The organism is Spongiibacter sp. (genome assembly GCF_041602295.1).
In the GTDB taxonomy this organism is placed as follows: domain Bacteria; phylum Pseudomonadota; class Gammaproteobacteria; order Pseudomonadales; family Spongiibacteraceae; genus Spongiibacter.
Window position 1 is genome coordinate 1 of sequence record NZ_JBFIGO010000150.1, and the last position, 4,703, is coordinate 4,703.

General features: G+C 58.1%; 5 protein-coding genes. All 5 read left to right on the plus strand.

Annotation, left to right across the window (positions count from 1 at the left end; genetic code table 11):
- Nucleotides 1-113 precede the first annotated feature (113 nt).
- Entirely contained in the window at nucleotides 114-575 is a 462-nt protein-coding gene (locus ABYM29_RS14785) for a MaoC family dehydratase (RefSeq protein ID WP_372865556.1), read from the plus strand.
- Nucleotides 576-586: 11 nt separating this feature from the next.
- The gene (locus ABYM29_RS14790; RefSeq protein ID WP_372865557.1) at nucleotides 587-1,507 is read left to right on the plus strand and encodes an SDR family NAD(P)-dependent oxidoreductase; all 921 of its coding nucleotides are present in this window, start codon (nucleotides 587-589) and stop codon (nucleotides 1,505-1,507) included.
- A gap of 47 nt (nucleotides 1,508-1,554) precedes the next feature.
- On the plus strand, nucleotides 1,555-2,736 hold the full coding sequence (locus ABYM29_RS14795; RefSeq protein WP_372865558.1) for an acetyl-CoA C-acyltransferase: 1,182 nt from the start codon (nucleotides 1,555-1,557) through the stop codon (nucleotides 2,734-2,736).
- Nucleotides 2,737-2,890: 154 nt separating this feature from the next.
- On the plus strand, nucleotides 2,891-4,339 hold the full coding sequence (locus ABYM29_RS14800) for an MFS transporter (RefSeq protein ID WP_372865559.1): 1,449 nt from the start codon (nucleotides 2,891-2,893) through the stop codon (nucleotides 4,337-4,339).
- Between the two features lie 60 nt (nucleotides 4,340-4,399).
- The coding region (locus tag ABYM29_RS14805) for an AMP-binding protein (RefSeq protein WP_372865560.1) at nucleotides 4,400-4,703 on the plus strand (304 nt) is incomplete at its 3' end.

The window sequence follows — 4,703 nt, forward strand, 5'->3', positions numbered from 1 at the left end:
GCAAATTAAGGTCTGGTCAAAGATCCTCTGCGATGGCGACAGCACCTGCTACGACATGCAGGACAACTGGTTTTAATTGCGCGGCAATCAGGCCATAACAAGGAGATAAAAATATGCCTACGGTTATCGAAAAAAAACAGGAGAAGGAATACATCGGCTTTGAAGCCGAGCCTACGGCGTGGCACACCATAAGCCAAGAGGCGATAAATCAGTTTGCCGACTGCACGCTGGACCACCAGTTTATTCACGTCGACCCGGAAAAAGCCAAGGACACCCCCTTTGGCACCACCATCGCCCACGGCTTTTTGAGTCTGTCGATGCTGTCGCACTTTGCCGAGCAGTACAGTGTGATTATCGACGGCTTTTATATGGGGCTGAATTACGGCTTCGACAAGGTGCGTTTTATGTCGCCAGTGAAGGTCAATAGCCGCATTCGCGCGCGGGCAAAAATTTTAGATATCGAAGAAGCAAAAGCGGGGCAGTATCGGGTGAAAACCCAGGTCACCGTCGACATTGAAGGTGAAGACAAACCCGCACTCATCGCTGAGTGGATCAGTATGCAATTGGTAGCTTGAGGAGAATAATCATGGAAATTCGTTTTGACGGTAAGGTCGCAATTGTCACCGGTGCGGGTAATGGTCTGGGGCGCAGCCACGCCCTGGCGCTGGCCGAGCGCGGCGCCAAAGTAGTGGTTAACGACCTGGGCGGTGCTCGCGATGGCAGCGGCGCCTCGTCTGAAGCGGCCAAGGAAGTGGTGGCGCTGATCGAAGAACGTGGCGGCGAGGCAATGGCCCACGGCGCCAATGTCGCGGTGATGAGCGAAGTGGAAGACATGGTCGCCCAAGCCATGGCCAAGTGGGGCCGCATAGACATTCTGGTGAACAACGCCGGTATTTTGCGCGACAAGTCGTTTTCGAAAATGAGCCTGGACGATTTCAAACTGGTGATGGACGTTCACCTGATGGGCTCGGTGAACTGCAGCAAGGCGGTGTGGGAAATTATGAAGGGCCAGGGCTATGGCCGCATTGTTATGACGACCTCCTCCAGCGGTATGTACGGCAACTTTGGTCAGAGCAACTACGGCGCGGCCAAAATGGCGGTGCTGGGGCTGATGAACACACTGGGCCTGGAAGGGGCCAAATACGATGTGCGCATTAATGCTCTTTCGCCCACCGCGGCCACCCGCATGACCGAAGACCTGTTGCCGCAGGAAGTCCTCGATCTGCTGACCCCCGAATCGGTGACCGCCGGCGCGCTCCTGCTGTGCCACGACGACGCGCCCAATCGTCATATTCTGTGCGCCGGTGCCGGCGGTTACGCCAGTGCGCGCATCTTCGAGACCGATGGCGTGTTCATTGAAGAAGCCAAGCAGAGCCCGGAAAGCGTCGCTGCCCAGTGGCAGGACATTAACGATGTCAGCCAACAGCAGCAACTGGAATCCGGCGGCAAGCAAACCGAAAAGTTTTTGATGAAAGCCATGGCGCACCTGCAGTCGCAGTCGTCGTAAACAAATATAAAACCCGCGAAAACGGCGGGTGGTGAAGGGGAAAAATAATGAAAGAAGCAGTAATTGTTGCCGCGGCGCGCACGCCGATCGCCAAGGCCTATCGCGGCGCCTTTAATAATCTGGAGTCGCCGTCGATGGCCGCGCACGCCGTCAAGGCAGCGGTAGCGCGCGCCGGAATTGATGCCGGTGAAATTGACGACTGCATTATTGGCGCGGCCCTGCAGCAGGGCAGCCAGTCGATGAACCTCGGTCGTCACGTGGCCATGGCCGCGGGCTTGCCGGTCACGGTGTCGGGTATGACGCTGGATCGCCAGTGCAGCTCCGGGCTGATGTCGATTGCCACCGGCGCCAAGCAGATTGTCCTGGATGGCGCCCCGGTACTGGTTGCCGGGGGCTGTGAGTCCATCAGCCTGGTGCAAAACGAGCATATGAATATGCACCGTTTGGTCGACCCGCAGTCGATCGGCCACGCTCCCAATATCTATATGGGCATGCTCGATACCGCCGAGGTGGTGGCCAAGCGTTACGGCGTGTCGCGCGAGGCCCAGGACGAGTACGCCCTGCAGTCGCAGCAGCGCACCGCGGCCGCCCAGCAGGCCGGTGCCTTTGACGATGAAATAGTGCCGGTAACGGCCACCAAGTTGGTGACCAATCGCGAAACCGGTGAAGTCAGCGAAGAGCAGGTAACGCTGAGCCAGGACGAGGGCAATCGCCCGTCGACCACGCTGGAAAGTCTGTCTGGGCTGAACCCGGTTCGCGAAGGTGGCTGCATTACCGCAGGTAACGCCTCGCAGCTGTCCGACGCCGCCGCTGCGGTGGTGATGATGGACAGCACACTGGCCGAGCAGCGCAATATCGAGCCGCTGGGCATTTATCGCGGTATGGCGGTGGCCGGTTGCGAGCCGGACGAAATGGGCATTGGCCCGATTTACGCCATTCCCAAGCTGCTCAAACGCAGCGGCTTGAAGATGGATGACATCGGCCTGTGGGAATTGAACGAAGCCTTTGCCGTGCAGGTCATTTACTGCCGCGACAAGCTGGGCATTCCCAATGATCGCCTGAACGTAAACGGCGGAGCCATTTCCATTGGCCACCCCTATGGCATGAGCGGCACACGCATGGTGATGCACGCGCTGATCGAGGGCAAACGCCGCGGCGTGAAATACGTGGTGGTTACTATGTGTGTCGGCGGCGGCATGGGCGCGGCGGGTCTGTTCGAGGTGGTGTGATACTCGGACTCGGCAGCCGGCCTGTGGCCGCCTGCCACCTTTCCCGCGACTGTGTGGAGCGCAGCACCATGAATAATAAAATAATACCCGGTTCGCCTGTTTGCTACCGACGCTGTTTCAGCGCTGCGCCGCTAGATGCGGTGGTCACAAGCGTATGAAGCTCGCGACCAAGCTCGGATACGGCGTAGGCCAAGCGGCCGACGGCATTAAAACTTCGGCCTTCAGCACCTTTCTGTTTTTCTATTACAACCAGGTACTGGGCTTGTCGGGCAGTTTGGCCGGCACCGTGGCCCTGCTGGCGCTCATCGTCGATGCCATTACCGACCCCATGGTGGGCCAATACTCCGATCGCTGCCAATCGCGCTGGGGGCGCCGCCATCCGTTTATGCTGGTGGGTGCGATTCCCTTTGCGCTGGCCATGATCGCGTTGTTTTCACCGCCCGACGGGCTGGGGCAGACCGGCCTGTTTGTGTGGATGTTGGTGGGCTCGGTGTCGGTGCGCTTGATGCTCACGCTGTTTTTTGTGCCGCACTTGTCGCTGGGCGCGGAAATGGTGACCGACTATCACCAGCGCACCTCGCTGATCGGCTATCGGGTGTTTTTCTCTTACGCCGGAGTGCTGGCGACCTCGGTGATCGGTTTTGCGGTGTTCTTTCCCGCAAGCGAGGCCTTCAGCAACGGCATGCTCAACCCCGACAGTTACAGCGGCTTTGGTGCCTTTGTCGGCATTATGGGTTGCGCGGCGATGTTGATTGCCGTTGCCAGCACCTGGAAGTTGATTCCGCAGTTGGCAAAGCCGCGGTTTGACCCCGAAGCGAAAAGTGCACTGCTGGCCTTTATCACGGTGTTTTTAACACTGAAGCAACGCGCCTTTCGCATTCTGTTTTCCACCACGTTGATGTTTATGATTTTGGCCGGTGTAACGCAAACCCTGCTGATTTACGTGGCGACCTATATTTTTGAATTCCAGCCCGATGAAATGGCCTTGATCGCCTCCTCGGTGGTCATCGGTATTGTTGTGGCGCCGTGGTTGTCGCAGTGGGTTTCGCTGAGTCTCGATAAGAAGCGGGCGCTGGCGGTGTGCGTGGTCGGCGGGGCGCTGCTGTCGACGTTTCCCTTTTTGCTGTATTTTCTTGGCGGTTTGCAGTTGATGAGCAGCGGCGAAAAAATGCTGCTGGTGTTTATCAGCAATGGCCTGGCTCAGGCCTTCTTTATCGCCTATGTGATCCTGTTGGACTCCATGCTGTCGGACACCATCGACGAGCACGAGCTGCATACCGCGCGCCGTGAAGAGGGGCTGTTTTTTGCCGCGCGATCACTGGCGACCAAGGCCAGTTATGGCTTGGGCACTTTTTTTGCCGGTATTGCCCTCGACCTGATCAAGTTCCCCCAGGGCGCCAGCCCGGAAACGGTGTCGCAGTCGGCGATCGACAATTTGGCGATTCTCGCCGGGCCTGTGTCGGTGCTGTTATTTGTCATGACCCTGCTGATTTCCTCGCGCTATCCACTGGACGCCAGCCGGCACCGGGAGATTCGCGAGCATATTAGTGAGCGCAAACAAGCGGCGTCGGCTATGCCGGGGGCCGCCCCTGACCGTGTTTGATGTTAACAATCATAATAAGGCGCCCGCTGAGTGGCGCATGTCACAAAGACGGAGAGATCGATGGCAGTTGACCGATTTAGTTTTGCCCGTGAGAAATTGCAGCAGCTCAATGTAGACGGCTACGCCTCGCTGATCGAGTTGTTTGATCAGGCCTGCGAGCAATACGCCGAGCGGGTGGCGTATTCCTGTTTGGGTCAGGAAATGCGCTTTGCCGAGATTCGCGAGAAAAGTGGCCAAATTGCGGCGTATTTGCGCGCTGATCTGGGGCTGCAGCCTGGCGATCGTGTTGCCGTGCAGCTGCCCAACTTGATTCAGTACCCGATCGTCGCTTGGGGCGTGTTGCGCGCCGGCCTGATACTCGTGA

Bases quoted from the DNA above. Each gene is read 5' to 3' on its own strand.
- ABYM29_RS14785 (WP_372865556.1), top strand. From the start codon at position 114: ATGCCTACGGTTATCGAAAAAAAACAGGAGAAGGAATACATCGGCTTT.
- ABYM29_RS14790 (WP_372865557.1), top strand. From the start codon at position 587: ATGGAAATTCGTTTTGACGGTAAGGTCGCAATTGTCACCGGTGCGGGT.
- ABYM29_RS14795 (WP_372865558.1), top strand. From the start codon at position 1,555: ATGAAAGAAGCAGTAATTGTTGCCGCGGCGCGCACGCCGATCGCCAAG.
- ABYM29_RS14800 (WP_372865559.1), top strand. From the start codon at position 2,891: ATGAAGCTCGCGACCAAGCTCGGATACGGCGTAGGCCAAGCGGCCGAC.